Annotated in this window: 25 protein-coding genes; 9 read left to right on the top strand and 16 right to left on the bottom strand. The window is 70.5% G+C overall.

All coding sequences use genetic code 11. The annotated features are described in order from the left end of the window. Nucleotide 1: 1 nt before the first annotated feature. The 6 genes from IE325_RS05150 to IE325_RS05175 all read right to left on the bottom strand — a co-directional run bounded on the left by IE325_RS05150 (nt 2) and on the right by IE325_RS05175 (nt 6,004). Nucleotides 2-1,021, bottom strand: coding sequence for an AurF N-oxygenase family protein (locus IE325_RS05150; RefSeq protein WP_229911652.1), 1,020 nt, complete (start codon nt 1,019-1,021; stop codon nt 2-4). Continuing rightward, complete coding sequence (locus IE325_RS05155) at nt 1,002-1,817, bottom strand: arylamine N-acetyltransferase family protein (RefSeq protein WP_190068436.1); 816 nt, start codon at nt 1,815-1,817, stop codon at nt 1,002-1,004. The genes IE325_RS05150 and IE325_RS05155 overlap by 20 nt, the downstream gene beginning before the upstream one ends. Before the next feature lie 35 nt (nt 1,818-1,852). Continuing rightward, entirely contained in the window at nt 1,853-2,791 is a 939-nt protein-coding gene (locus tag IE325_RS05160) for a 4-hydroxybenzoate octaprenyltransferase (RefSeq protein WP_229911653.1), read from the bottom strand. Further along, complete coding sequence (locus tag IE325_RS05165; protein WP_190068437.1) at nt 2,788-3,957, bottom strand: cytochrome P450; 1,170 nt, start codon at nt 3,955-3,957, stop codon at nt 2,788-2,790. The genes IE325_RS05160 and IE325_RS05165 overlap by 4 nt, the downstream gene beginning before the upstream one ends. 84 nt (nt 3,958-4,041) lie before the next feature. After that, the gene (locus IE325_RS05170; protein WP_190068438.1) at nt 4,042-4,920 is read right to left on the bottom strand and encodes an SAM-dependent methyltransferase; all 879 of its coding nucleotides are present in this window, start codon (nt 4,918-4,920) and stop codon (nt 4,042-4,044) included. Between the two features lie 46 nt (nt 4,921-4,966). Next, entirely contained in the window at nt 4,967-6,004 is a 1,038-nt protein-coding gene (locus IE325_RS05175) for a polyprenyl synthetase family protein (protein ID WP_190068439.1), read from the bottom strand. A 350-nt stretch (nt 6,005-6,354) separates the two neighbouring features. On the opposite strand from IE325_RS05175, the gene IE325_RS05180 reads away from it, so the two are divergent. Further along, on the top strand, nt 6,355-6,627 hold the full coding sequence (locus IE325_RS05180; protein ID WP_190068440.1) for a hypothetical protein: 273 nt from the start codon (nt 6,355-6,357) through the stop codon (nt 6,625-6,627). A gap of 73 nt (nt 6,628-6,700) precedes the next feature. Here IE325_RS05180 and IE325_RS05185 read toward each other — a convergent pair whose 3' ends face one another. The 5 genes from IE325_RS05185 to IE325_RS05205 form a co-directional block, all read right to left on the bottom strand. Then, nucleotides 6,701-7,360 carry a response regulator transcription factor gene (locus IE325_RS05185; RefSeq protein WP_190068441.1) on the bottom strand — a complete coding sequence of 220 codons (660 nt, stop codon included), beginning with the start codon at nt 7,358-7,360 and terminating at the stop codon, nt 6,701-6,703. A 108-nt stretch (nt 7,361-7,468) separates the two neighbouring features. Beyond that, a complete protein-coding gene (locus tag IE325_RS05190; protein ID WP_229911668.1) occupies nt 7,469-9,172 on the bottom strand; it encodes a sensor histidine kinase in 1,704 nt (567 codons plus the stop codon). A 97-nt stretch (nt 9,173-9,269) separates the two neighbouring features. Continuing rightward, nucleotides 9,270-10,262, bottom strand: coding sequence for a VOC family protein (locus IE325_RS05195; protein WP_190068442.1), 993 nt, complete (start codon nt 10,260-10,262; stop codon nt 9,270-9,272). Continuing rightward, nucleotides 10,259-11,095 (bottom strand): alpha/beta fold hydrolase, encoded by an 837-nt coding sequence (locus tag IE325_RS05200; RefSeq protein WP_190068443.1) that lies wholly within the window; start codon nt 11,093-11,095, stop codon nt 10,259-10,261. Before IE325_RS05200 ends, IE325_RS05195 begins: the two co-directional genes overlap by 4 nt. Beyond that, nucleotides 11,092-12,657 carry a bifunctional 3-(3-hydroxy-phenyl)propionate/3-hydroxycinnamic acid hydroxylase gene (locus tag IE325_RS05205; RefSeq protein WP_190068444.1) on the bottom strand — a complete coding sequence of 522 codons (1,566 nt, stop codon included), beginning with the start codon at nt 12,655-12,657 and terminating at the stop codon, nt 11,092-11,094. The genes IE325_RS05200 and IE325_RS05205 overlap by 4 nt, the downstream gene beginning before the upstream one ends. Nucleotides 12,658-12,776: 119 nt before the next feature. On the opposite strand from IE325_RS05205, the gene IE325_RS05210 reads away from it, so the two are divergent. Then, complete coding sequence (locus tag IE325_RS05210) at nt 12,777-13,424, top strand: TetR/AcrR family transcriptional regulator (RefSeq protein WP_190068445.1); 648 nt, start codon at nt 12,777-12,779, stop codon at nt 13,422-13,424. Then, nucleotides 13,421-14,470 (top strand): amidohydrolase family protein, encoded by a 1,050-nt coding sequence (locus tag IE325_RS05215; RefSeq protein WP_190068446.1) that lies wholly within the window; start codon nt 13,421-13,423, stop codon nt 14,468-14,470. The genes IE325_RS05210 and IE325_RS05215 overlap by 4 nt, the downstream gene beginning before the upstream one ends. Nucleotides 14,471-14,519: 49 nt before the next feature. On the opposite strand, the gene IE325_RS05220 is transcribed toward IE325_RS05215, so the two are convergent. Continuing rightward, nucleotides 14,520-16,700: an ATP-binding SpoIIE family protein phosphatase gene (locus IE325_RS05220; protein WP_190068447.1), complete on the bottom strand. Its 2,181-nt coding sequence runs from the start codon at nt 16,698-16,700 to the stop codon at nt 14,520-14,522. 81 nt (nt 16,701-16,781) lie between these two features. After that, the gene (locus tag IE325_RS05225) at nt 16,782-17,504 is read right to left on the bottom strand and encodes an IclR family transcriptional regulator (RefSeq protein WP_190068529.1); all 723 of its coding nucleotides are present in this window, start codon (nt 17,502-17,504) and stop codon (nt 16,782-16,784) included. A 166-nt stretch (nt 17,505-17,670) separates the two neighbouring features. On the opposite strand from IE325_RS05225, the gene IE325_RS05230 reads away from it, so the two are divergent. Genes IE325_RS05230 through dmpG form a run of 3 tightly spaced genes read left to right on the top strand, consistent with a single transcriptional unit; the run spans nt 17,671 to nt 20,473 of the window. Beyond that, a complete protein-coding gene (locus tag IE325_RS05230) occupies nt 17,671-18,519 on the top strand; it encodes a 2-keto-4-pentenoate hydratase (RefSeq protein ID WP_190068448.1) in 849 nt (282 codons plus the stop codon). Further along, nucleotides 18,516-19,457: an acetaldehyde dehydrogenase (acetylating) gene (locus IE325_RS05235; RefSeq protein ID WP_190068449.1), complete on the top strand. Its 942-nt coding sequence runs from the start codon at nt 18,516-18,518 to the stop codon at nt 19,455-19,457. Before IE325_RS05230 ends, IE325_RS05235 begins: the two co-directional genes overlap by 4 nt. Continuing rightward, nucleotides 19,454-20,473: a 4-hydroxy-2-oxovalerate aldolase gene (gene dmpG, locus IE325_RS05240; protein WP_190068450.1), complete on the top strand. Its 1,020-nt coding sequence runs from the start codon at nt 19,454-19,456 to the stop codon at nt 20,471-20,473. Before IE325_RS05235 ends, dmpG begins: the two co-directional genes overlap by 4 nt. 52 nt (nt 20,474-20,525) lie before the next feature. On the opposite strand, the gene IE325_RS05245 is transcribed toward dmpG, so the two are convergent. Beyond that, nucleotides 20,526-20,978, bottom strand: coding sequence for a DUF6299 family protein (locus IE325_RS05245; protein ID WP_190068451.1), 453 nt, complete (start codon nt 20,976-20,978; stop codon nt 20,526-20,528). 238 nt (nt 20,979-21,216) lie between these two features. On the opposite strand from IE325_RS05245, the gene IE325_RS05250 reads away from it, so the two are divergent. Beyond that, nucleotides 21,217-21,414, top strand: coding sequence for a DUF5999 family protein (locus IE325_RS05250; protein ID WP_190068452.1), 198 nt, complete (start codon nt 21,217-21,219; stop codon nt 21,412-21,414). A gap of 7 nt (nt 21,415-21,421) precedes the next feature. Here the strand turns inward: IE325_RS05250 and IE325_RS05255 are convergent, their stop codons facing one another. Together IE325_RS05255 and IE325_RS05260 are read right to left on the bottom strand one after the other, a co-directional pair. Further along, a complete protein-coding gene (locus IE325_RS05255; RefSeq protein WP_190068453.1) occupies nt 21,422-21,820 on the bottom strand; it encodes a RidA family protein in 399 nt (132 codons plus the stop codon). Continuing rightward, on the bottom strand, nt 21,817-22,962 hold the full coding sequence (locus tag IE325_RS05260; RefSeq protein ID WP_190068454.1) for an acyl-CoA dehydrogenase family protein: 1,146 nt from the start codon (nt 22,960-22,962) through the stop codon (nt 21,817-21,819). Before IE325_RS05260 ends, IE325_RS05255 begins: the two co-directional genes overlap by 4 nt. A 156-nt stretch (nt 22,963-23,118) precedes the next feature. Here IE325_RS05260 and IE325_RS05265 point away from each other — a divergent pair, with 156 nt between their 5' ends. Together IE325_RS05265 and IE325_RS05270 are read left to right on the top strand one after the other, a co-directional pair. After that, on the top strand, nt 23,119-24,732 hold the full coding sequence (locus IE325_RS05265) for an AMP-binding protein (protein WP_229911654.1): 1,614 nt from the start codon (nt 23,119-23,121) through the stop codon (nt 24,730-24,732). 15 nt (nt 24,733-24,747) lie between these two features. Beyond that, nucleotides 24,748-25,560 (top strand): PaaX family transcriptional regulator, encoded by an 813-nt coding sequence (locus IE325_RS05270; RefSeq protein WP_190068455.1) that lies wholly within the window; start codon nt 24,748-24,750, stop codon nt 25,558-25,560. The last annotated feature ends 129 nt before the right edge of the window (nt 25,561-25,689 follow it).

Here is a 25,689-nt window from a genome sequence, read left to right on the forward strand (position 1 = left end):
GTCAGGGGGTTTCGGTCTTCACCGTCGACCAGTCGAAGGGGACCGAGTCGAATACATCCAGTTCCTGGCACAACTGCCGCAATCCGCTGAAGTCCTGAAGGAGCCGCCCGCTGCCGGAGGTGTTCTTGATGTCGCGCAGCATCTCCGCGCCTCCCTCCACTTCGAGCAATTCCATGATCCGCGCCCAGGTCGTGAAGTCATGGGCGGCGAACGCCTCCATCCCGTCGGCCAGTTCGGTCAGGAAGCAGCCGCGCTGTTCTGCGGTGAATCGCTTCCATGCTTCTTGGACGACGGTGTTGGCGATCGAGGCGTGACAGTATTCGTCGCGGTTGTGCAGGACGGCCGTCATGCGGTTGACGGGCTGGATCTCGTGGTCCTCCGCGATGAGGTCCAGATGGGCGTTGATGGAGATTTCCGCGACCGTGGTGAAGGCGAGTGAGACCAGCGCCTGCTGCTCAGGGGTTTCGGCGGCGGCGAGCCGGTGCGTATGCCGGCGTGTCTTGTAGCCGCGGGGAAGCGCGGTCTCGGGCATACGCCAGCCGCGTTGCCGACGCGTCACCGCGCTGGCGTTCAGATGCATCAGCGTGTGGTACTGCTCGTCGACCATGGCCTGTGTGACCGCGATGGTCATGGAATCGCCCAGCCCTGTACCGAAGGCGTCCTTGGCGATCAGACTGAACCCCGGGTTGACCACGAACTGCTCGATGTCCATGACGTTCTTGTTGAACGCCACCCAGCCCCACGCGAGAAGCCTGGCCTTGATTTCGTCGTCGAGACCGAGATAGGTGGGGTGATTCCGGAAAGGCAGCAGGGCCACTGGAAAGTCCGGCCTGTCCCGCTCGAACACGTCGTCCAGGGTCTCCTCCCGCCGCTTCACCGTGGCGCGCCGGTACCAGTTGTCGGCGAGCCTGCTGATGACGGCGTTCTCCACCGGGTCATTCGGATCGTGTTCCGGGAGCGACCGCAGCCGTTCCGCCACGGGCAATGCCCCGAACTCCCCTTCATCGAGCATCTCGTCCATAGTGATCCTTATGGTCCAAGGTGATCCCGAAGATCTTCCCGGGAGCGGAAAGTGCCTCGTCGTCGTCGAGTTCCCGGAAGGTCGCCGGCTCTCCGGGCCGTATTTCCGTGAGGGTGTTGCCGATGAGGACGTGCCGCACCTTCGGCTGAGTGCGCTGGAGGATCACCCGGTGGTTGAACGGTGAGCGAGGGTGGGTCAGGCAGTAGTGGTTCAGGACCTCGAAGTCCGCCGGATAGCGCGCGTCGGTGGTGAATCCGTAGAGTTCCGCCGGTCCCTCGGCCCGCAGGAATCGCAGTACGTATTCGCCGTGCGGTTCCCGCACCACATCGAAAGGCCAATCGCCGTCCAGCCGGGCGCCCTCGGCGAGGCGGATCGGCTCATGCAGCCCGTATCCGCCGAAACTCACGTCGAAGAGCCACCGTTCGTCGTCCAGCGTGACGCACAGGGCGATATGGACGGCGGGACCCAACTTGTTTCCGGTGCGGATCCGGGAGCGGGCCGCGAACGCCGAGAAGGTGAACCCGATCCGGTCCAGCACGGCCGCCATCAGGACGACCTGTTCCAGACACAGGCCGCCACGGCCACGTCGAACGATCTTCTCCTGGACGCTGTCCAGGTCCAACGGCACCGCCCGCCCGAGCACCGCGTCGATGTTCTCGAAGGCGATCGCCTCGACATGAGCGGCATGCAGGCCCCGTAGCGTGCCGAGATCCGGAGCCACTTCGGCCTCGTATCCCACACGGGAGAGATAGGCGTCCAGGTCTACATCGGCGCCCTGCCATATCGAATCTGTCATTGTATCCCATCCTTCGATCCGCGGATTCAGCTCTGTCAGGTGAACTGTCCGGCGATCGTCGCCGCGAGAATGATCCAGCCGAAGTAGCGGTTGGTGACGAAGGTGTCCCAGCAGGATTGCGGATCGTCCAGGTTCACTCGTACGACCTGATAGGACAGCAGCGCCCCCGCACCCACGACGAGCGGGTAGAAGGCCCAGCCCGTCTCCGCCTCGATACCGGCCCACAAAGCGCCGGCGACGCTCAGCACGATGAAGACGGTCAGCCATGCCTTGCTGGATTCGCCGAACATCAGAGCAGAGGACTTGACGCCGATGCTCCGGTCGTACTCCTTGTCCTGGTGGGAGTAGACGGTGTCGTGGAAAAGGGTCCAGAAGAAAGCGCAGGCGTAAAGGCCGTACACGGTAGGCGGATAGTCCACGCTCCCGGTCACCGCCGTCCAGCCCGCCATCGGATAGACGCTGATCACCAACGCCAGCCATGCCGTGGGCCACGGAGATATGCGCTTCATGTAGGGGTACGCGACAAGGAACGGATACGAGGCGCCCACGACCAGCGCCGTTTCCGTGTTGATCAGCGCCAGGATCGCAAGAGAAGCCACAGCCTGTGCGGCGCCGAACAGCAGAGCCTTTCCGACACTGATCGTGCCGGCGGCGACGGGACGCGACGCCGTGCGGGCGACCTGGGCGTCGATGTCCTTGTCGACGACGTCGTTGACCGCGCAGCTCGCTCCCCGTACCAGTACGGCCGCGAGGGCGAGCCATACCACCGCCAGCAGATCCGGGCGTTGCTCGGTGGCGAGGGTGAGACTCCACAATCCTGGAAGGAGGTAGAGCACGACGCCTGTGGGCGCGTGGAGCCGCATCAATATGAGATAGGAGCGAATCGAATCCGGGCTCTTCTTGACCATGTGCGCGGATATCCGCTGCAGCATGGGGGAATTGTCGCGGCTCACCGCCGCCGGGGTGCTGCTCACCACGTCACCGGAAGTTCGACCAGGCCGCCGAGCAACGTGTCGTGACGCAGTTTCAGTTCCGCCACGTCGACGGCGAGCCGCATGGTCGGGAAGCGTGCGACGAGTCGGGCGAGCGCCACCTGGAGCTGCATCCGGGCCAGCGGGGCGCCGACACAGTAGTGCGTGCCATGGCCGAAGGTGAGGCTGCCCGCGGTTTCGCGGGTGACATCGACCCGCTCGGGGTCGGTGAACACCGTCTGGTCGTGGTTGGCCGCGATGATGTTCAGCAGCACGAGTTCGCCGGTCCGGATGGTGGTTCCGTCGATCTCCAGGTCCGTCAGCGCATAGCGGGGCATTCCGCCGTTGTGCGGGTTCGGCATCGACCGACGGAGGATTTCCTCCACCGCGCCCGGGACGAGGCCCGGGTCATCCAGCAAAGCCTGCCGTTGCTCGGGGTTGGTCAGCAGCAGCAACGCTCCCGTGCCGATGCGGGCCACCGTGGTCTCGTATCCGCCGAACAGCAACAACGCGGTCAGGCCCACGACTTCCGTGTCGCTGATGCCCTCGGTCGCGCACAGCCTGGAGATCGCGTCGTCGCCGGGGTTCTGCCGCTTGTGCGCGATGAGTTTCTGGCAGTAGCCGAACAGCTCGGCCATGCCTTGCTTGGATCGGATCCGGTCCCCCACATTGGCGGCGTCCTGGGTCCAGCTGCCGAACCGGTCCTTGTCCTCGTGGGGCACGCCGAGCCATTCGCACATCACCAGAATCGGCAGCGGTAATGCCAGTGCCTGGCGCAGATCCACCGGCGGCGCCTGCCCGGCCAACTCGTCGAGCAGCCGCTCGGTGAGTGTCTCGACGTGGGAGCGCAGCGCCCGCATGCGCTCGGGTGCGAAGTGCGGCTCCAGCAGCGCACGCAGCCGGGCGTGGTCGGTGGCGAAGCCGCCCAGCAGGCTGTCGAGCAGCGCGGCCCCGCTGTCTCGGGCCGCGCCCGGGTCGGGATTGGAGCGGCTGAGCCGGTCGTCGTCCAACAACCGCTGTACCTCGGCATGGCCGGTGACCAGCCATGCCTCGTCCCCCTCGGGGGTACGAACGCGATGGACCGTGCCCTCGGACTGGAGCGTGCGCAGCAGTGGCGCGACATGCAACAGGTGCGTCTGCTCGAAGGGCAATTGAGCTGGTGCGTTCACTGACAACCTCCACATCGTTGTGACCCGGCCCTGGCGGGCGGGCGCCACTCGGGCGAGGGCACCCGCCGTGCGCGATGAGGGCGACTACGCCGGCGGCGTGTACTCGGCGACCACGACTATGTAGTTGAGTTCGTTGCTCCGGTGCGCGTCGAGGAACGGCTGCTCCACACCGGTGGCCAGGCCCCAGTGGGATCGCAGCTCCCAGTGGGGGATGGCCTCCTGGGTCAGGTCCCAGACCTGCGAGGGCACGAGGTGGTTGTCGGCGAGCGCCTTGAAGTAGTCGCTGCGGTTGTTGATGTGGCAGTCGTAGTGGTCGTCGATGGCCTTCACCGCCTCGCTGGTGGTCGACACGGCGTCGTTGGCGCACCAGGTGACGCAGACGTAGCGGCCTCCCGGGCGCAGCACCCGGGCGAACTCCGCGAAGGCCTCCGCGGGGTCGACGTACATGGTGGTCTCGTTGGTGTACACGGCGTCGAACGAGTCGGCGGGCAGACCGGTGTCGCACATGTTGGCGTACTTGAAGGACACCTTGTCGTCGCAGCCGTGCTTCTCCTTGGCGAGGCGCTCGGCGAACTCGATGTGGTGGGCGCAGAAGTTGACCCCGACCACCTCGCACCCGAACCGCCGGTTGACGAGGAAGGCCGTGCCGCCGCGGCCCGATCCGCCGTCCATCACCCTCGCGTCGGGCGAGAGCGGGGCCAGCCCGTGCAGTACCAGCTCGACCTGCTCGTTCTCCATGCGGGTCATCTCCGCGAGGATCGCCGCGTCCCGCTCGGGCCGGGGAACCTCCAGCACGGACTTGTCGTAGGGACCGACGGCGTAGTGGTGGTGGTACAGCCCGTCCTCCTCGCCCAGCAGCAGGTTGATCGGGTCCTGGGTCTTGGTCTCGTAGTGAGCCTGCGCCCGGCGCTCGAACTCGCTGCGGATGACGGGGCGAACCGAGGTGTCCTGGGTGGTGGTCATGATGGTGAACTCCAATCAACATGCCGCTTCTGTGGGGCGGCGCGGGTCATGTTGTGCGATTGACGATGCGGTCGAACAGCGTGGTCAGTTCGGTGGTCGCGGTCGGGGACAGTCCGGCTCGTCCGAGGTGTTCGACAGCCGAGTCGAGATGGTGGCGGGACAGCCGCTCGGCCGTGTGCCGGCCGCCGGCCTCGTCGATGAGGTCGGCCATCGCCTGCAGATGCGCGTCCGTGGTGCTCTCGGCGTGCCACGCACGGCTCAGCCGGTTCGCGGCCGGGTTGTCGGTGGCCATGGCGACCAGCACGGGGAAGGTCGGATTACGCCGCCGGATATCTCCCCGGATCGGTTTTCCGGTCACCGCCGGATCGCCCCAGATGTCCTCCACGTCATTGAAGATCTGCAGAGCGATGCCCAGGTGCCGGCCTGAATCACGCAGCGCCGCCAGGACATTTTCCGGCCGTTCCGCGCGCATTGCCGGCGTCGCCAGTGAGCACTCCAGCAGTGCCGAAGCCTTCTCCTTCACCATTTGTTCGTACGCCGCGATTCCGGCGTCCGAACCGGGCCGAATGGTGAGTTCGCGAGCTTGACCCGCGTGCACCAATCCGATGGCCTCGGTGAACGTACTGGCGATTTCCCTGTGGCCGGGTCCGGAGTCGTCCACGACCATCCGCAGCCCGAGAATCTGCAGCGCGTTCCCGGCGTGTATCGCCTGGCCCGTGCCGAACACCTTCCACGCCGCCCGGCGGCCGCGGCGCAGGTCGTCCGCATCGGCGATGTCGTCGTGCACCAGCGTCGCGTTGTGCAGCAACTCCACCGCCGCCGCCTGGGACCGTACGTCCTCCGGCCGCAGGCCGACCCCTTCGGCCACCGCCATCATGAGGCTGGCGCGGGTGAGTTTGCCGTATCCCCCACTTGCGGGGTCACCATGTTCGTCGAGGAAACCCAGGTGATAACCGCAGATCCGGGCCAAGGAGGGCTCCAGCGTGGAAACCTGATGCCGCATCACAGGAAATACCGCGGATCGCGCCACCCCCGGCGAAAAGAGGGCCTGGGGCCTGGTGGACGAGGTGACGTGCGTACTCATCGCGATTCTCCTCCAGTCGCGCGAGCAAATCCGATTCCCGATTTCGGATTTGAGTCTGGGTGATCTCGCTCAGCGGCGTCAACGAGGCATCGATGAGGACTAGGGAAACCACTAGGGGGGCCACTAAGGAATTCACTAGGGGCGCTGGAGGGCACTAAGGAAATCACTAGGAGAGTCACCACGGGCGTCATGACGGGGGGCACCAAGCGGGTCACCGAAAGCGATGCGGTGCGAGCCCGGGTGCGTCATGTGCGCCACCTGTTCGGGTGCTTGTGTGCACGCCACCGCTACTCGTGCGTGGGTCGACGGCATACCTCTGGGCGAGCACACACCTACCGAAGGAGACGCTCATGCGTGCACCCACCGTGCTGGCCGCCGTCGCTCTCACCGGGGCCGTCCTGTTCGGCGGCGCGGGCCAGGCCCTTGCCGACGACACCGACAACACGAGCAGCGCCGGATTCGATTTCGGGACCAGCGCACCGGCCACGCCCGGCTCCGGCCAGGACGAGCCCAGCTTCGGCCAGGACGCCTCCGGCTTCGGCCAGGACGCCTCCGGCTTCGGCGACGACGCTTCCGGCTTCGGCCAGGACGAGTCCGGCTTCGGTCAGTCCGCCGACGACTGATCGCCGCGCCACGGTTGTCGTTCCCCGCCCCGCACCGTCGACCTTCGTGTCCTCGGTGCGGGGCGGGTGCGATTCAGGGCGCCGTCCCCAGCCCCGCGTCCCTGGCCAGCAGCGCGGCCTGGACCCGGTTCTCGCACTCCAGCTTGGTCAGGATGCGGCTGACGTAGGTCTTCACCGTGGCCTCGCTGACGTGGATCCGCTCGCCGGCGTCGGCGTTCGAGAGGCCCTCGCCGAGGAGGGCGAGGACCTCCAGTTCGCGGGCGCTGAGGGATTCGAGGCGGCGCCGGGCCGCTTCGGCGCGGGCGGCTGCCTGGCCCGAGGCGAGGGAGTCGACGACGTGCCGGGTGGCGGCCGGCGACAGATACGCGTCCCCGGCCGCGGCGGCCCGTACCGCCTGGATCAGTTCGCCCGGTGCCGAGTCCTTGAGCAGGAAGCCCGCGCCGCCGTGGCTGAGGGCGCGCAGTACGTTCTCGCGTTCGCCGAAGGTCGTCAGGATCAGCGGGCGTACGGAAGGTGCGGCCCGGCGTAGTTCGGCGAGGGCGGAGAGGCCGTCGAGGACCGGCATCTGGATGTCGAGCAGGGCGACGTCGACAGTGTGCGCCCGGACCAGGTCGACGGCCTCACGTCCGTTGCCGGCCTCGGCCACGACGTCGATGTCGTCGGCGGAGGTGAGGATCATCCTGATGCCCGCCCGGATGAGCGGTTCGTCATCCGCGACGAGGACCCTGATCACAACTCTCCCGCAGGCTTTCGTGAACGCGTGGCTTTCGGTGGACGCATGACGTTCGGTGGACGCGTGGAACGCGACAACCATACTCACGGCCCCGGCACCTGACGTTCGCTACGACTTGATCGTGTAGGACCGCTTCTCGATCAGCTTTCCGTCCTTGAAGCAGAACCGGAAGACGGGTTCGTCGTCCAGGCTGTCCGGTATCTCCGTCGACATCAGCACCAGGCAGTTGGCGCCCTTCGGTTCCGCCGGTCCGTCGCTGTCCAGCCCCTCGGTGAGGAAGGAGTCGCCGTCCGGGAGCTTGTCGCGTACGTCCGCCTCGGCCTCGCCGACCTTCATCGACTTGTAGACGGACGGTTCGATCATGGCGTTGTCGCTCTCGTTCACCAGCGCGACGACGGCCACGACGGCGAGCACCACCAGACCGACGACGACGGCCGCCGCGATGCCGCATCCGATCACGACGCCCTTCTTCTTGTTCCCCATGGCGCGGTCGAGCTCCTTCTGTCTGTCCGGCGATCCGGACCAGTCGATGACCTCACCACCGTCGCCGTTCGACGCCCTCTCGCTCTGCCCCCGGAAGTCGCTGCCCCCGTCTACGAAGGTTGTCGGCGAGGCATCCGGCGTACCGCCCCGCCCGCTGTACGGCAGCACACCCGCCACCCGGAAGCCGCCCCCGGCCACGGGCCCGGCGTGCACCATTCCGCCGACCAGCCGGGCGCGTTCCTGCAGCCCGGTCAGCCCCTGCCCACCGCTCACCACGACCCGCGAACCACCGTCGGCCGGTACCGGCGCGGGGCCGTTGGCGACCTCGACCACCAGCGAGTCCGGCTCGTACCGCAGTTCCACGGTGATCGAGGCGCCCTGGGCATGCTTCAGGGCGTTGGTCAGGGCCTCCTGCACGATCCTGTACGCCGCGTGGTCGGCGGCGGGTGCGAGTGACCGTGTCTCGCCCTCCTGTCGCAGCTTCACGTCCGCACCCGCGGCCCGCGACGCCTCCACCAGGCCGTCGATGCCCGGTACGCCCCGGGTCGCGGCCGCCGATTCGCTCTCGTGCTCCTGCGCGTAGGTGCCGTCGCGCAGGATGCCGACGGCCTCGCGCAGTTCGTGCATCGCGGCCACGGAGGCCTGCCGCAGCACCGCGACCGCCTCGCGCTGACCGTCCGTCAGCGTCCGGTCCACCTCCAGCGCGCCCGTGTGCACCGCGATCAGCGCCAGCTGATGGCCGAGGCTGTCGTGCATGTCCTGGGCTATCCGCTGCCGCTCGCGCAGCCTGGTGTGGGACGCGATGATCTCGCGTTCGCGCAGCAGTTGGGCGTTGTGCTCGTGCAGCGCGTGCATGAGGGTGCGGCGTTGGGTGCGGTAGCGGGCGGCGAGGCCGGGCACGACGGTCGTCGCCAGGAACGCCAGTGTGGTGAACACCAGCGTCTGCATCGCGGTGAGCCCGGAGTGTTCCTGGAGGGCGGACAGGCCCGCGTAGAGGGCGTACGAGATCGCGAACGCCGCGAGCGCCCGCCGCGGTGCCTTGATCCTCGGGCCCGCCGACCAGCCGGCGAGCATCAGCAGGGCCCAGAATCCGCCGGACACGGCGGCGATGGCGCCGGTCAGCACGAGAACGGTCGTCGGGAACGCCCGCCGCAGCAGGGACAGCGCGACGGCGACCACCGCCACCGCGACGATCGCGAACACGCCGTCGCCCAGCACGCCCAGGGTCGCCATCAGCGCCAGGAAGGGCGCCAGGATCGCCTCGCCGACGATCCGCCGCCGGGACCACATCCCCGCCACGACCAGGTGTTCTCGGACGTCTCGCGCCATCGTCGTCAGATTCACACGCCAACGGTAGGGGGCGGCGCCCCGGCCCACAGCATCCGTTCGTCGCACCGGTGTACGACGAAAGTCGCATCCGGCGCGCTCAGGAGAGGGGCGCGCCCCCGCTGAGGGCGGGGACCGTCCGTTCCCGGCGGGCGAGGGAGCGGGCGGCGAGGCGGAACTGGTCGAGCTTGCCGACGATGGTCTGCCCGACCGGTGTGTGGCCCCAGATGCTGATGCCCTGGTGGGTGCTGGGTTCCCAGGTGCTCTCGTCGATGACGACGGAGTTCCAGCCGACCTCCCACTCGAAGCCGGAGGGCGTGCGGGCGTAGTAGGAGAGTTCCTTGTCGTTGGTGTGCTGTCCGACCGTGAGGGCCATGTCGAAGCCGAGTTCGTGCACGCGGTCGTAGCTGCGGGCCAGGTCGTCGAGTGTGGCGGCCTGGATGTTGAGGTGCTGGACGCGGGTGCGGACCGGGTCGACGGGCAGGCCCCGTACGGCTGCGATCGCGAGGGAGTGGTGGCGTTCGTTGACGCGCAGGAAGCGGATCTGGAGCTTGACGCCGCTGATCGTCTCTTCGATGACGTCGGTGAGGCGGGCGTCGAGGACGTTGGTGAAGTAGCCCCGCAGGAGGGTGGGTCTCGCGGAGGTGATGGCCACGTGGCCCATGCCCGCGTCGCCCGTGACCCAGCCGGAGGTGAGCATGGTCAGGGGCTGGGGCGAGCGGACCGGGGCGGTGCAGATCTCCTGGGTGATGCCCTTGGGGCCGGGGAACCGCAGCAGGCGTTCCACGCCACGCAGCCCCGCCTCCTCGGCGGTGCCCTCCACGCAGGGCACGCCGTGGGCGCGGACCCGGGCCTCGATCTGCTCGAAGGCGGTGTGGTCGGCGAGGTGCCAGCCTAGGGCGACGACGTCCTCGGCGGACCCGCGCCGGAGGAGGAAGCGGCACTGGTTGTCATCCAGGCGGAAGCGCATCAGGCCGGTGTCGAGGTCGTCGCGGTGCATGCCGATCGCATCGGTGCCGAAGCGGCGCCAGTCGGTGAAGCGGTTGGTCTCGATGACGATGTGGCCGAGACGGACGGAGCCGAAGACGTTCATCGGCGGCCCGCCAGGAAGTCGGCGCACATCCGGTTGAACAGCTCGGCGCGCTCGAACTGCACCCAGTGCCCGGTGCCCGCGACCTCGTACAGATCGCAGTTGGGCATACGGTCGGCCAGCATCCGGCCCCCGGACGGCCGGTTCACCTTGTCGGCCGCGCCCCAGAGCACCAGCGTGGGCACCGGAAGCCGGGACAGTCGCCGGTCGCGGGTGAAGTCCATCCTCCACAGGGCCTTCAGCGTCTTCGGGCGCCTCAGCGGCGGGTCCGCGACGACCTCCGGGTCGATGCTGTCCCGGTAGCGCGACTCGATGACGCTGTCCGGCACGTCCGCCGCGTTGAAGACGAGGTGGGTGCGGATGAACCTCTCCAGCTTCAGCCGCGAAGGCCCGTCCCCGGAGTAGTAGTCGAGCAGGCTGTTCAGGCCGGGGGTCGGCAGCGCGCGGGTGGTGCCGATGCCGCCGGGGCCCATCAGGACCATGCGGTCGACCCGGTCGGGGGTGTCCAGGGCGAGGCGCAGGGCACAGGCGCCACCGTAGGAGTTGCCGACCAAGTGCGCCTTGTCCAGGCCGAGTTCATCGAGCAGACCACGGACGCCGGTGGCGAGGTGACCGAAGGGGTCGGCGCGGTCCACGCCCTTGCTGCTGCGGCCGTAGCCGGGCAGGTCGGGGACGATGACGCGGTACTCCTTGGCCAACTCGGCGATGTTCCGGGCGTAGTTGGAGACCCCGGAGGCGCCGGGGCCGCCGCCGTGCAGCAGCAGTACGGGCGGTCCGTCGCCGGTCTCCGTGACGAAGATCCGGCGACCGTGGACATCGATCAGGGACTCTCTCATGACGCTCCTTGGAGGGTGAATCCGGTTGGGGGCGGCGGGAGTTGGGCGCCCGCGGGGGCGGCGGCATAGACGTACGCGTCGGGGCGCAGCGCGAGGGCGGCGGCACGGTGCTCGGTCAGCCACGGCAGCAGCACACCCTCGTCGTCCACGACCGCGCCCTCCGCCGGGAGCGAGCCCGCCGGCAGGACCGTCAGGGAGGGGACACCGGAGCGGTCCCACGCGGGCTGCGGGGTGAGCCGTCCGCGATGCAGCAGCAGCCACCGACCGTCGAGTACGTCGTCCAGGCGGGCCCGCGTGCCGTCGGGGGCGGTGACCCGGGGCTGAGGCAGCTGATGCCCGGAGGCCTTGGCGCGAGGGCGGGCCTGGAGGCCTTCGGCGTAGTGGGCGGCGGGGATCCAGTTGGAGCCCTGGAGCCAGTCGCCGAAGCCCGGGACCCGGTTCAGGGCCGGAAGCAGCAGGTCCCGGAGCCGGGTGACGGCGGGCCGCCGCTCGGTGATGACACGGCCGACGAACACCGCCCGCGCGGTGACCTCCTTGACGTGCGGCTTGCGCTCGGCCTCGTAGCTGTCGAGCACCGACTCGGGCAGCTCGCCGCGCAGCACGGCCTCCAGCTTCCAGCACAGGTTGGCCACGTCACGCACCCCGGCGGCCATGCCCTGCCCGATCCACGGCGGCATCGCATGGGCGGCGTCACCGGCGAGGAAGACCCTGCCCACCCGGAAGCGGGCGGCGAAGCGGACATGGTGGCTGTAGACGGTGGCGCGCAGGATCTCGATCTGGTCCGGGCCGATCCCGTACCGCGCCACCATCGAGTGGATCGCGTCGTCGGTCGTCAGATAGGTCTCGTCGTCGCCCGGCAGGATCGGGAACTCCCAGCGGTGGTGACCGAGCGGGGTCGGGCAGTCGACCGCCGGGCGGGCCGGGTCGCAGCGGAAGCGCAGCCGGTCGTGGTCCGGCCAGGGCTCGATCATCCTGGTGTCGACGACGACCCAGCGGTCCTCGTACGTCCGTCCCTCGTACCCCACGTTGAGCTGCGCACGGGTGAGGCTGGAGCCGCCGTCGGCCGCGACGACGTACTTGGCGCGCAGACGTCGTACGGCGTCGTCGGCGGTTCCCACGACGGTGAGCTCGACCCCGTCCGCCTCCTGGCGCAGCCGCACGCACTCGTGCCGCAGCAGGACCTCCACCTCGGGGTAGCGGTCGACGCCGTCGCGCAGGATCTGCTCAAGGGCGGGCTGGTAGAGGAACATCTGCGGCGGGTGGCCGTGGCCGCGCGGGGTGGGGCGGGCGCTGATGAAGGCGCGGCCGCGCGCGTCGACGAAGTCGAGCGGCCGGTCGGGGAGCATGTCCTGCTTCAGCCGCTCGGCGAGGCCGGTGCGCTGCCAGATCCGCAGGACCTCCTCGTCGGTGGAGATCGCGCGGGCCCGCGAGTAGATCTCGGCGTCGCGCTCCAGCACGACGACCTTCAGGCCGGCCGCGCCCAGCAGGTTCGCGGCGGTCACTCCCGTGGGGCCGTAGCCGATCACCGCCACGTCGTACGCATCCTCGCCGGTCCCTGTCATCGGCCCACCTCACTGTCGTCCCGGATTCTTACCGTAGTGTTCACTCCAATTGGAATGGACGCTACGGTAAGCTCGGCTTCAGGGTCGGTCAAGTGCCGGACCGACAGGAAGGGGCGCCGATGACCAGGCCTCGGGCGGCGCGCAGGATGCGGGCGAACGGCGTGGAGTCGCGGCAGCGCATCCTCGACGCCGCCGTCGAGATCGCGGGCGAGCGCGGCTACGAGGGCACGTCGATCGCGGCGGTCAGCGCCAAGTGCGGGCTGCCCGCGTCCTCGATCTACTGGCACTTCGAGGACAAGGACCATCTGATCGCCGCGGTCATCGAGCGCAGCTTCGCGGCCTGGCTCACGGCCGTCGAACTGCCCGGCCCCGAGGCGGGCACCCCACTGGAGCGGGTGACGGCGATGGCGGCGCGGGTCGCGAGATCACTGGTCGAGGCGCCGGACTTCCTGCGTCTGGGCCTGATGCTCGCCTTGGAGCGACGCCCCGCCGAGCCCCGGGGCCGGGCGGTGTTCCTCCAGGTGCGCGACCTCTCCCGGCAGCGGGTCGCGGACATGATCCGCGCCCTGTTCCCGACCCTCGACGAGGACGTCGTCCACACCCTGACGACCTACGCCGTGGCCGGAGCCGACGGACTGTTCGTGCACCGCGAGATCGGCGGCGACTCGGTCGACCTGGTGGCGATGTTCGAGCTGCACGCACGGCTCGTCTACGAGGCCGCGCGCGGGATGACACCGACCCATTGCCCCAAGGAGGCCAAGGCATGACCACCGCACCCCGCCGTATCGACGTCCACCAGCACCTCATCCCCTCCCTCTACCGCGACGCCCTCGCCGCGTCCGGCATCACGGAGGCGGGCGGCCGTGCCCTGCCCGACTGGAGTCCCGAGGCGGCCCTGGAGTCGATGGACCTGCTCGGCACCGAGACTGCGATCCTCTCGGTCTCCACCCCCGGCACCGGCTTCCTCACCGACCCCGATGAGGCCGCCGGCCTGGCCCGGCGCCTCAACGACCACTGCGCCGAGCTCACCGCCCAACACCCCGCCCGCTTCGGCTGGTTCGCCACGCTGCCCATGCCCGATGTCGCCGCGTCGGCGCGGGAGGCCGGGCGTGCGCTGGCCGAGCTGGGGGCCGACGGGGTGACGCTGCTGGCCAACAACCGGGGCGCCTACCTCGGCGCCGAGGGCCAGGACGCCCTGTGGGAGGTCCTCGACGAGCACGGTGCCGTCGTCTTCGTGCATCCGGCCGAACTCCCCGCGCCCGCCGTCGACGGCATCCTGCCGTTCGCCGCCGACTTCCTCCTCGACACCACCCGCGCCGCGTATCTCCTCGTACGCAACGGCGTCCCGCGCCGCTACCCCAACATCCGGTTCATCCTCAGCCACGGCGGCGGCTTCGTCCCGTACGCCTCCCATCGCATGGCCGTCGCCATCGCCGGTGACATCGGACGCGGCCCCCATGACGTCCTGGACGACTTCCGGGGTTTCCACTTCGACACCGCGCTGTCCTCCAGCCCCGCTGCCCTGCCCACGCTGCTCGCCTTCGCCCGTCCCGGGCACGTCCTGTTCGGCAGCGACTGGCCGTTCGCGCCGGCCGCGGCGGGACAGTACTTCGCGGCCGGGCTCGACAGCGGTGTCGACCCCGACACCCTCGCGACGATCAACCGCACGGCCGCCGAGGCGCTCTTCCCGCGCCTGGCCGGGAGCAGGCCCGCGCCGCCGGAGCCGCGTCCCCTCGCGGTGCGTCTGCGGCGGTCCGTGCGGCGCGCCGGGGCCCGTGCCGTGTTCAAGCTCATCCAGCCCGGGAGCGACTGAGGCCGGGACCGGCTGAGGCCGGGACCGGCTGAGGGCCGTGGGCGGCGGCCTATTCGCTCAGTGCCGCCCAGACCGTCTTGCCGTGCCGGGCGTGGCGGGTGCCCCACTGCCCGGCGAGCTGGGCGACCAGGAGCAGACCGCGGCCACCCTCGTCGAAGACCCGGGCCCGGCGCAGATGCGGGGTGGTGCCGCCCGCGTCGGAGACCTCGCACAGCAGGGCGCGGTCATGGATGAGACGCAGACTGATCGGGGAACGCCCATAGCGGATGGCGTTGGTGACGAGTTCGCTGACCACCAGCTCGGCGACGAAGGCGAGTTCCTCCAGGCCCCAGGCGGCCAGTTGCCGGGAGACGTCCGCACGGGCACGCGCCACGACCGCCGGGTCGGCGTCCAACTCCCAGGTGACGACCCGGTCGGCGCCCAGCGCACGGGTACGGGCGAGGAGCAGGGCGATGTCGTCGTCCGGCCGGGACGGAAGCAGGGCCTCCAGCACGGTGTCGCAGGCGGTCTCCAGGGACGGGGCCGGGCGGGCGAGGATCCGGCACAGGGTGGTGAGGCCGACTTCGATGTCGGGGGTGTCTGGAGCGGGGGTGTCGGGAGCCGGGGTGTCGGGAGCCGGGGACACGTCGTCAACGCCCTCCGCCGCCCTCGCCTCGATCAGGCCGTCGGTGCACAGGGCGATCAGGCTGCCCTCGGGCAGGTCGACCTCCAGCGCCTCGAACGGCAGCCCGCCGATGCCCAGCGGAGGACCGGGCGGCAGTTCCAGGACGTCCGCCGTGCCGTCCCGGACCACCACGGCAGGCGGCACATGCCCCGCGCGGGCCAGGGTGCAGCGGCGCGCGACGGGGTCGTAGACGGCGTAGAGGCAGGTGGCACCGTTGTCCCGGCCCACGTCGGCCTCGGGTTCGGCGTCCGGGTCCGTGCCCGCCTCGGTGGCCAGGCGCAGGACGACATCGTCCAGGTGGGTGAGGAGCTCGTCCGGCGGCAGATCGATGTCGGCCAGGGTGCGTACGGCGGTCCGCAGCCGGCCCATGGTGGCGGCGGCGCGGATGCCGTGACCGACGACATCGCCCACCACCAACGCCACCCGCGCGCCGGACAGCGGGATGACGTCGTACCAGTCACCGCCCACCCCGGTCTCGGAGCCGGCCGGGAGATAGCGGTAGGCGACGTCCACGGCCGACTGCCGCGGTGCCGCCCGGGGGAGCAGGCTGCGCTGGAGGGTGAGGGCGGTGGCACGCGCGTGTGTGTAGCGGCGGGCGTTGTCGACGGCTACGGCGGCCCTGGCGACGATCTCCTGGGCGAGCAGCAGATCCTCGTCGTCGTAGTGCCGGGCGGGGCCGTAGCGGTGGAACTGGGCGACGCCCAGCGTGGTGTCCCGGGCGCGCAGCGGCACGACCAGGGTGGAACCGTCGCTCGGGGCGCCCCACGCCCCGCCCTGCCGCTGCCGGCTGGGCCGTCCGCTGCTCAGTGCCTGCGCGCACGGCGATCCGTCCGGGCAGGTGTGCAGCTGCCTCGGTGCGATCGCCGGTTCCGGGCCGGCCCCGCCCGTCGGCCCCTCGGCCATCCGGCGCAGCATCAGCGGGCCCTCCCCCGCCGCGTCCCGTCCGCGCAGCACGGTGTCGAGCAGGTCGACGGTGACCAGGTCGGCGAACTGCTGGACGGCGAAGTCCGCCAGTTCCTGGGTGGTGCGGGCGATGTCGAGGGTGGTGCCGATGCACATACTGGCCTCGTTCACCATGGCCGACCGCCACCGCAGCCGCCGGTCCCGTTCCTCCTGGAACGCGACGACACCCTGCTCCGCCACCCGGTCCACATAGGTGGTCGCCAGCGCGGTGAGCTGCCGCGCCGCCACACTGACCTGCTCGGCGTCGTCGCTGAGCCGGGGCAGTTCCGCGAACAGCCGGTCGCTGACGATCTCCTGCGCCAGCCGGAAGGCACGCAGCATGGTGCTGAGAGGTGTGCCGTGCCGGGCCAGCACCCGCGCACGCTCCACATCGGCGGGCGGCAGTTCGATCAGGCTCGGCTCGATCGCGTGTTCGATTCCGAACAGGGCGGCGGCGGTGTGCTCGACGACGTTCTCGGCGGCCGTCCTGGCGACGTCCGGGTTCTCCCACAGCGCGGGGAGTTCGCGCCGCAGGCGTTGTTCCACGTCGGCCGTGAGCTCATCGGTCCGCGAGCCGAGCTCATGCGCCGCACGCGAGAGAAGACCGCCGGGCGTGGGCTCCACACAGACGACGTTACGCCGCTCTCATGGATGCCTCAGACCGGACGGGCCGCCTCCTGTCCACCGTCGTACGGGCCGCACCCGTCACCCGCCCCCGCGCAGCACCCGAGACAGTCCGAGCGCCGCCGTCCGTACGGCGGGTGCCAGCTGGGCGGGGCTGAAGCGGGCGCGCGGCACGGCCACCGAGAGGGCGGCGACCGTGGTGCCGCCTGCGAAGACGGGCGCCGCGATGCAGCTCACGCCGAGGGCGGCCTCCTGCTCCTCGTAGGCGAGGCCGGAGACCCGGGTCTTCTCCAGGGCCATGCGCAGCCGGTTCGGGTCGGTGATGGAGTGCGGGGTGAGGCTCGGCAGCGGCCGGGACAGCACCTCCTCGGTGAGCTCGGCGCCGGAGAAGGCGAGCAGGGCCTTGCCGACCCCGGTGCAGGTCAGCGGGAGGCTGCCGCCGATACGGGAGGGCAGCTGGAGTGCCTCGTGGCCGTGGATGCGCTCCAGGTAGACCACGTCCATGCCCTCGCGGATGCCGAGGTGGACGGTCTCGCGGGTGGCCTCGAACAGGTCCTGGAGGAACGGCAGGGCCGCCTCGCGCAGATCGAGCCGGTGCGGCACCAGCGAGCCCAGCTCGAACAGCTTCGCGCCGAGCCGGTACCGGGTGCCCGAGCGCTCCAGCCAGCCCAGCCGCACCAGGTCCGCCGCCAGCCGGTGCACCGTGGCCTTGGGCAGCCCGGTGCGCTCGGAAAGTTCCGACAGACGGTACGGTCCGCCGCTCGGGCTGAAGCTCTCCAGGATGGTCGCGGCCTTGTCCAGCATGTTGCTGCCGCCCACGTTGTTCCGCGTCACGGAACAAAGTTTGGCGCTCTTGCTCAGGGCCTGTCTATATCGGAAGCGGCAGCCGCATCGAAGGCGGCAGCCACATCGAAGGCAGCCATCACATCGAAGGCGGCAACCGCCCGTTCCCCTGCCCTGGAGGTATCCCGTGCCGACCGCACCCGACGGTGTCCGTCCGGACGCCGCCCCACCGGCCGTCGTCCAGGCCGCCGACCTGCTGGCGGAGGCCGCCCGGACCGGGGCCGCGTGTCCTCCGGTGCGTGAGCTGTTCGACGGCGGCGGCGATCTGGCGACCGCGTACGCCGTGCAACAGCTGGGCGTCCGGCGTGGCCTGGACGCCGGCCGCCGGATCGTGGGCCGCAAGATCGGTCTGACCTCGGTGGCCGTGCAGCGCCAACTCGGCGTGGACCGGCCGGACTTCGGAGCGCTGTTCGCGGACATGGCCGTACCGGACGGCGGTGAGGTGGCCGCCGGGCGGCTGCTCCAGCCCAAGGTGGAGGCCGAGGTGGCGCTCGTCCTCGGGCGGGACCTGCCGGAGCGGGCGTGCACGGTCGTGGATGTGCTGCGGGCGGTGGACTTCGCGCTGCCCGCGCTGGAGATCGTGGACAGCCGTATCGCCGGCTGGGACATCTCCCTGGTCGACACGGTCGCGGACAACGCCTCCTGCGGCCTGTACGTCCTGGGCGCGACCCCCGTACCGCTCACCGCCGTCGATCTGCGGACGGTGACGATGACCATGACCCGGGGCGGCGACTCCGTCTCCGAGGGCACCGGCGCCGACTGTCTCGGCAGCCCGCTCAACGCGGCCGTGTGGCTGGCCTCCACGCTCGCCGAGCGGGGCGATCCGCTGCGGGCCGGCGACCTGGTGCTGACCGGCGCGCTCGGCCCTATGGTGCCCGCCGTGCCGGGGGATGTGTTCGAGGCACATATCTCGGGGCTGGGCTCTGTGCGGGTCGGCTTCGCCAAGGAATCCGCCGAGGAAGGGGGCGAGCTGTGAGCACCAAGGTCGCGATCATAGGTTCCGGCAACATAGGGACCGACCTCATGATCAAGGTCCTGCGCCTGTCGGAGTCGCTGGAGATCGCCGCGCTGGCCGGCATCGACCCGGCCTCGGACGGCCTGGCCCGCGCCCGGCGCCTCAAGGTCGCCACGACCCACGAGGGCGTCGAAGGGCTCGTCGCGCTGGACGAGTTCGCCGATGTGGAGATCGTCTTCGACGCGACCTCGGCCGGTGCCCACCGCCACCACGACGCGGTGCTGCGCCCGCTGGGCCGCACCCTCGTCGACCTCACCCCGGCCGCCCTCGGCCCGTACGTCGTCCCGCCGGTCAACGGCGACGCCCATCTCGACGCCCCGAACGTCAACATGGTCACCTGCGGCGGCCAGGCCACCATCCCGATCGTCGCCGCCGTGGGCGCGGTCACCCCGGTCCACTACGGCGAGATCGTCGCGTCCCTCGCCTCCCGCTCCGCCGGACCGGGCACCCGCGCCAACATCGACGAGTTCACCGAGACCACCTCCTCCGCCATCGAGCAGGTCGGCGGCGCAGCGCGCGGCAAGGCGATCATCGTCCTCAACCCGGCCGAACCCCCGCTGATCATGCGGGACACCGTGCACTGCCTGGTCTCCGACTGCGCCACCGAGGCGGTCACGGCGTCGGTCGAGGAGATGGTCGGGCGGGTCCAGGCGTACGTCCCCGGCTACCGGCTCAAGCAGAAGGTGCAGTACGAGCGCGTCGCCGCCGACGACCCGCTGAGCACCCTCGCCCCGAGCGGCGGCGATCTCCTGAAGGTGTCCGTCTTCCTGGAGGTCGAGGGTGCCGCGCACTACCTCCCGTCCTACGCCGGGAACCTCGACATCATGACCTCGGCCGCCCTGCGCACCGCGGAACGCATGGCCGCCCGCCCCATCGCTCCGAAGGTGGCCTCCCGATGACCCGGCTCTACGTCCAGGACGTGACCCTGCGGGACGGCATGCACGCCGTCCGCCACCGCTACACCACCGGCCAGGCCCGCGCCATCGCCTCCGCGCTCGACGCCGCCGGAGTGGCCGCGATCGAGATCGCCCACGGCGACGGCCTGGCCGGCTCCAGCATCAACTACGGCATCGGCGCCCACACCGACTGGGAGTGGATCGAGGCGGTGGTGGACGTCGCGCACCAGGCGATCCCCACAACCCTGCTCCTCCCCGGCATCGGCACCCTCCACGACCTGCGGCAGGCGCACACCCTGGGCATCCGCTCGGTGCGCGTCGCCACACACTGCACCGAGGCCGACATAGCGGCCCAGCACATGGCCGCCGCGCGGGAGCTGGGCATGGACGTCGCCGGGTTCCTGATGATGTCCCACATGGCCGAGCCCGCCGAACTCGCCCGCCAGGCCAAGCTGATGGAGTCCTACGGCGCCCACTGCGTCTACGTCACCGACTCCGGCGGCCGTCTCACCATGGACGGCGTCCGCGACCGCTTCCGCGCCTACCGCGACGTCCTGTCTCCGGAGACGGAGCTGGGCATCCACGCCCATCACAACCTCGCCCTGGGCGTGGCCAACACGGTCGTCGCCGTGGAGAGCGGCGCGGTTCGCGTCGACGCCTCCCTGGCCGGGCAGGGCGCGGGGGCGGGCAACTGTCCCCTGGAAGCCTTCATAGCGGTCGCCGACCTCATGGGCTGGGACCACATGTGTGAACTGTTCCCCCTGATGGACGCCGCCGACGATCTCGTACGGCCGCTCCAGGACCGCGAGGTGCGGGTGGACCGCGAGACCCTGAGCCTCGGCTACGCGGGCGTGTACTCCAGCTTCCTGCGCCACGCGGAGACCGCCGCCGAACGGTACGGCCTGGACACCCGCGGCATCCTCGTCGAGGTGGGACGGCGGCGCATGGTCGGCGGGCAGGAGGACATGATCACCGACATCGCGCTGGACCTGGTGGCCCGTGCGGGGACCGTGTCCTGACGCCGTGTCATGACGGCGCGCCCTGACGCCGGTCCCCGCGCGGGCACCGGCGTCACGCCTTCGACAGGGTGACGTTCTTCTTCAGTACGGCGTGGAAGTGCGGCAGCGGCAGGCCGCCGAGGACGTCCATGGGCCGGAGTTCGACGATGGTGGCCTCGACGTCGGCCTTGCCGTGCTTGAGCGTGGACGGGGAGGGCTTGCTCTTGTTCTGCCAGCGGTGTTCCTTGCCGTCGCACTCGGCGACGGTGCCGCCGATGGCGTACCGGTTGGTGGAGGCCTTCTGGCCCACGGAGGCGCTCACGAACGTGGGCCCCGCGCTGTCGACGCACTTGTAGGTTCCGGAGACGGTGACGGTGCCGTCCGCTGCCATGACGGCCGCGGTGTCGACGGTCACCGTCTCCTCGGGCTCGGCCTTGGTGTCGGAGTCGGCGGGGGCCGAGGGCGCGGCGACCAGCAGGAGCAGGGCGGCGCCGACGGCGGTGGCGAGAGCGGGACGCAGGTGCATGGGATGACCTCCCGGGTGGGCGGAGTGGGGCCTCCCACTGGTACCCGGCGGGTGCGCCCAGGAGCGTGATCGTCACCCCTTCGGTGGCGAGTCCGCCCCGACCTTCGTGGATCGGTCAGAGAGTTGTCCGCGTGTTGTCACGGTTCACGGCGGGCCGTTCCGATGAGTTCGTGGCGGGAGCATGGTCTACCCATATGGACGACCCGTACGGCTCGTCCGCCCTATGTGGAGGTGCGCCATGTGTTCCTACCAGCCTTCGTGCCCTTCCTCCTCGGACGACCGCAGCGCACATGTGGTGGCCGCACACCCCGAGCAGGGCTGGAGCCTGCTGTGCAGTGGCGCGATCGTGTTCGACGACAGCGGCGAGCTGCTGCCCGACGGCCGTGTGGTGGCCCCGCACCGGGTGCCGGCCGCGCGCCTCGCGATGGCGGCGTGACCGGGATCTACGGCAGCACCGCGAACCCGTCGAGCTCCACCATCGCCGCCTCGTCCCAGAGGCGCACGGCCCCGACGACCGCCATCGCCGGATAGGTACGGCCCGCCAACTTCCGCCAGATGGCGCCGAGTTCGGCCGCCTGGGCACGATACGCCGCGACGTCGGTCGCGTAGACGGTGACCCGGGCGAGATCGGCCGGTGTGCCGCCGGCCGCCGCCAGCGCGGTCAGCAGACTGGTGAGCGCCCGCTCGAACTGCTCCGGCAGTGACTCCCCGACCACCTTGCCGTCGGAGTCCAGCGCGGTCTGCCCGGCGAGGAACACGACGCGCGAGCCGGTGGCGACGACCGCGTGGGAGAAGCCGGTGGGCGGGGAGAGGTCGGGTGGGTTGACGCGCTCGGTGCTCACTGGCCGGCCTCCATGGTGGCGTACAACTCCTTGGCGATGATGCCGCGTTGCACCTCGCTTGCGCCCTCGTAGATACGTGGCGCGCGCACCTCGCGGTAGAGGTGTTCGAGCAGATGGCCGTGGCGCAGGGCGCGGGCGCCGTGCAGTTGGACGGCCTTGTCGACGACGTACTGCGCGGTCTCGGTGGCGAGGAGCTTCGCCATCGCGGCACGTTGGGGGACGTCCCGGGATCCTTCGTCGTACGCCGCGGCCGCCGCGTACACCATGAGCCGGGCCGCCTCCGTGCGCAGGGCCATCTCGGCGACCTGGTGGGCGACCGTCTGAAGGTCCTTCAACTTGCCGCTGAAGGCGTCCCGTTCGGCGGTGTGGGCGAGGGTCGCGTCCAGGGCGGCCTGTGCCATGCCGACGGCGAAGGCGCCGACGCTGGGCCGGAAGAGGTTGAGGGTGCCCATGGCGACCCGGAAGCCGCGGTCGGGTTCGCCGAGCATGTCGTCGGCGGTGACGGGGACGGCGTCGAAGGTGAGGGCGCCGATGGGGTGCGGGGACAGCATGTCGAGGCCCGTTCCGGTGAGTCCGGGCCGGTCGGCGGGGACCAGGAACGCGGTGACGCCGCGGGCGCCGGCGTCGGGGGTGGTGCGGGCGAAGACGGTGTAGAAGTCGGCCTCGGGAGCGTTGGAGATCCAGCACTTCTCGCCGGTGAGGCGCCAGCGGACGGGGCCCCCGTCCCCCGCAGGCTCCGGCTCCGCGCGCAGCTCCAGTGCCGCCGCGTCCGACCCGGCCCCCGGCTCGCTCAGCGCGAACGCCGCCACCGTGCTGCCCTCGGCCACCCCGGGCAGCCAGCGTTCCCGCTGGGCCGGGGTGCCGTACGCGTGGACGGGGTGTGCGCCCAGGCCCTGCAGGGCGAGGGCGGTCTCGGCCTCGGTGCAGGCGTGGGCGAGGGACTCCCGCATCAGGCACAGGTCGACCGCTCCGGAGGTGAACAGCCGCTCCAGCAGGCCCAGTCGGCCGAGTTCGGTGACGAGCGGGCGGTTGACATGCCCGGGTTCGCCCTTCTCCGCGAGTGGGCGCAGCCGTTCGGCGGCGAGGGTGCGCAGCTCGGCACACCGGGCGGTTTGCGCCGGATCGAGTGAGAATGCGGGCATTGCCGACCTCCCTGGGGGCCGAGGACGATCCCTCTCGAAGATATCGCGCTCCATTGACTGTCGTCACCAACACGATACGCTCCCTGTGCGAGCCCACCACGACGCCCACAAGCACGACGCCCATAAGGCAGCCACAAGGCAAGGGGGCGAACCGCCATGGCCGGTCTGCACCGCTCCGCCCACGTCGACACCTTCGCCCGCGAGCATCTGCCGCCGCCCGAAGAGTGGCCCGAGCTCCGCTTCGACCTGCCGGGGCTGCACTACCCCGATCGGCTCAACGCCGCCGCCGAACTGCTGGACGGCCCCGACGACGACCGGCCCGTCTTCCACACCCCGTCCGGCCCCACATGGACGTACGGCACACTGCGTGCCCACGTCGACCGGCTCGCACATGTGCTGACCACCCACCTCGGCGTCGTCCCGGGCAATCGGGTGCTGCTGCGTGGCCCGACCACACCATGGCTGGCGGCCTGCTGGCTGGCGGTGCTGAAAGCGGGCGCGGTCGCCGTCACCGTGCTGGCCCAGCAGCGGCCGCACGAGCTGCGGACCATGTGCGAGATCGCCCAGGTTCGGCACGCGCTGTGCGACATCCGCGCCGTCGACGACCTCGCCAAGGCCGAGATCCCCGGCCTGCGCCTCGCCACGTACGGCGGTGACGCACCGGACGACCTGCTGCGCCTGCCGGCCCCCGACACCCCGTACCCCGCCGCGGACACGGCGTCCGACGACGTGGCCCTCATCGCCTTCACCTCGGGGACCACCGGTCGCCCGAAGGGCTGTATGCACTTCCACCGGGATGTGCTCGCGATAGCGGACACCTTCTCGGAACATGTGCTGCAACCACATATGGGCGATGTCTTCGCCGGCAGTCCCCCGCTCGGCTTCACCTTCGGCCTCGGCGGACTCGTGATCTTCCCGATGCGAGCCGGCGCCAGCTCCCTCCTCCTGGAACAGGCGGGTCCCAAGCAGCTGTTGCCCGCGATCGCCGAGCACCGGGTGTCCGTGCTGTTCACGGCCCCGACGGCATACCGCGCGATGCTCGACGAGCTCGACTCGGGCGACATCTCCTCCCTGCGCCGCTGCGTCTCCGCGGGCGAGAACCTTCCCGCGGCCACCTGGCGGGCCTGGCACGAGCGGACCGGGCTGCGCGTCATCAACGGCATCGGCGCCACCGAACTGCTGCACATCTTCATCTCGGCGGCCGACGAACACATCAGGCCGGGGACGACCGGGGTGCCGGTTCCGGGCTGGCACGCGCGCGTGGTCGACGCCGAGGGCCACGACCTGCCCGACGGGGAGCCCGGACTGCTCGCCGTCCGCGGGCCCGTCGGCTGCCGCTATCTCACCGACCCCCGGCAACGCGAGTACGTGCGCCACGGCTGGAACATCACCGGCGACACCTACGTCCGGGAGAGTGACGGCTACTTCCGCTATGTCGCCCGCGCGGACGACATGATCATCTCGGCCGGTTACAACATCGCGGGCCCCGAGGTCGAGGAAGCGCTGCTGCGTCATCCGGATGTGCTGGAGACCGCGGTGGTGGGGCGGCCCGACGAGGCGCGCGGCCAGGTCGTGGTGGCATACGCCGTGCTCAGGGAGGGTGCGCGACGGGACGCGGAGGTGCTGCGGACGTTCGTCAAGGCGGAGCTGGCGCCGTACAAGTGCCCGCGTGAGTTCGTCTTCCTGGACGCGCTGCCGCGCACCGCGACCGGCAAGCTCCAGCGGTTCCGGCTGCGCGACGGCGGTCGTCCACAGGGCGCCCAGCAGTGATCCGTACGAACTAAGATGATCAACGTGTCCGACCAGCATGCACCACGGTCTCTCATCGTCACGCTCTACGGCGCGTACGGCCGCCATATGCCCGGCCCGGTGCCGGTCGCCGAGCTGATCAGACTGCTGGCCGCGGTCGGCGTGGACGCCCCCTCCGTGCGGTCGTCGGTGTCCCGGCTGAAGCGGCGCGGGCTGCTGCTGCCGGCCCGTACGGCGCAGGGCGCGGCCGGCTATGAACTGTCGCCGGACGCCCGCCAGTTGCTCGACGACGGCGACCAGCGCATCTACGCCACCGTGCCGCCTGACGACGAGGGGTGGGTGCTCGCGGTGTTCTCGGTGCCGGAGTCGGAGCGGCAGAAGCGCCATGTGCTGCGCTCCCGGCTGGCCGGGCTCGGCTTCGGCACGGCGGCCCCGGGCGTGTGGATCGCGCCCGCGCGGCTCTACGAGGAGGCCAGGCACACCCTCGCGCGGCTGCGCCTGGCGGAGTACGTCGACTTCTTCCGCGGCGAGCACCTGGGTTTCACACCGACCGTGGAGGCCGTCGCCCGCTGGTGGGACCTGGCGGCGATCGCCAAGGAGCACGACGCCTTCCTCGACCGCCACGCGCGCGTGCTGCACGAATGGGAGCGCCGGGCCGACACCCCGCCCGAGGAGGCCTACCGCGACTACCTCCTCGCCCTGGACTCCTGGCGCCACCTCCCCTACACCGACCCCGGCCTCCCGTCCCGGCTGCTGCCCGAGGACTGGCCCGGCGCACGCTCGGCCGCCGTCTTCCGAGGACTGCACGAGCGCCTGCGGGACGCGGGAGCGACATACGCGGGCCTATGACATCGGGCACAGTTTGCGCCCCTAACGGAACCCTCAGGTTCCTCTGCGCCTCTTCTCAAGTTTCTTACCTAGAGGTTGTCCCGTAACCGGTGGGGCGGTTGGTGCGTTGGTTGGGCATGGGTGGGGTGA

This window comes from Streptomyces lanatus (assembly GCF_014655715.1).
GTDB lineage: Bacteria > Actinomycetota > Actinomycetes > Streptomycetales > Streptomycetaceae > Streptomyces > Streptomyces lanatus.